General features: G+C 66.2%; 3 protein-coding genes. All 3 read left to right on the top strand.

The features are described 5' to 3' along the window. Positions 1-52 precede the first annotated feature (52 nt). Positions 53-520, top strand: a complete 468-nt coding sequence (ribH, locus tag AB4Y84_RS21810) for a 6,7-dimethyl-8-ribityllumazine synthase (protein ID WP_089238735.1) — start codon at positions 53-55, stop codon at positions 518-520. Further along, complete coding sequence (nusB, locus tag AB4Y84_RS21805; RefSeq protein WP_442244667.1) at positions 517-996, top strand: transcription antitermination factor NusB; 480 nt, start codon at positions 517-519, stop codon at positions 994-996. The genes ribH and nusB overlap by 4 nt, the downstream gene beginning before the upstream one ends. A gap of 44 nt (positions 997-1,040) precedes the next feature. After that, positions 1,041-1,316: hypothetical protein (locus AB4Y84_RS21800; protein ID WP_442250953.1), on the top strand; the 276-nt coding region annotated here is incomplete at its 3' end.

Genomic DNA, 1,316 nt, shown 5'->3' with positions numbered 1-1,316 from the left:
GCCGGGGCCCATCCACGGTAGAATTACCCCTTAATCGAATCCCAAGCCGCATATGAGCCACTACGAAGGCGATCTTCGCACTCCCGAATCGGCGCGCTTCGCCATCCTGGCCAGCCGCTGGAATGCCCGCATCACCGATGTGCTGGTCGCTGGCGCCCGCCAGAGCCTGGCCGGCAACGGCATTGCCGAAGCCAGCATCGACGTGATCCGCGTGCCGGGTGCCTGGGAACTGCCCTTGGTTGCCGCGCGCCTGGCCGCCGCCCACGAACACGCCGCCATCCTCACCCTGGGCTGCGTGATCCGTGGCGACACCCGTCACTACGAACACGTGGCCGACCGCTGTGCCGAAGGCCTGATGCGCGTGCAGCTGGACTTCGGCGTGCCGGTGCTGAACGGCGTGCTGGCAGTGGAACGCGTGGAAGATGCCGAGGCCCGCGCAGGCGGCAGCCACGGCAACAAGGGCGAGGAAGTCGCACTCGCCGCATTGGAAATGGTCAACCTTCTGGAGCAGCTGCCATGAACAAGAACACCCAGGGCAAGCCCTCCGGTAAACCCGTCCGCCGCGATGGCATCGATCCGGTGCTGCGCTCGCGCGCGCGCCGTCGTGCCGTGCAGGCCATCTACGCCTGGCAGATCTCCGGTGGCAACGGCCAGTCGCTGATCGCCCAGTTCGCCCACGAGCAGGCCCGCGAAATCGCCGACCTGGCGTACTTCGAAGCGCTGGTGCATGGCGTGCTCGACAACCGTCGCGACATCGACGAAGCCCTCGGCCCGTACCTGGACCGTGGCATCGAAGAAGTGGACGCGATCGAACGCGCGGTGCTGCGCCTGGCCGCCTACGAGCTGCGCTACCGTCTGGATGTGCCGTACCGCGTAGTGATCAACGAAGCCATCGAATCGGCCAAGCGCTTCGGTTCCGAACACGGCCACACCTACGTCAACGGCGTGCTGGATCGTGCCGCCGTGGAATGGCGCAAGGTCGAATCGGGTCACTGACCCACCTGTGCCCGCCTTGGGCGGGTCTGGACGCTTCCGGGTAGATGCCAACCTTGGTTGGCACGGTTGGGATCCTGCTTTGGTGGGGTCGATTGTTAGTCGACCGCCTTTCGAACAGCGGTCTTGATGTCGGACGGGAGAGCAGTCGACTAGCAGTCGACTCTACCCAGCCGGTTCCACCCAACCGGCATCATCCGCCCGCATCCGCGCCCGCCGCCCATCCATGCAACCCGCCGGAGCACCCCATGTCCCTGGCCGAATTCACCCTCATCGACCGCATCCGCGCCCGCACCGTCGAGCGCGACGACATCGTGCTTGGC

The organism is Stenotrophomonas sp. 2YAF22, assembly GCF_052114665.1.
Taxonomy (GTDB): Bacteria; Pseudomonadota; Gammaproteobacteria; order Xanthomonadales; family Xanthomonadaceae; genus Stenotrophomonas; species Stenotrophomonas indicatrix.
Note: the sequence above shows the minus strand (reverse complement) of the source record. Positions and strands in the feature narration are given on the sequence as shown.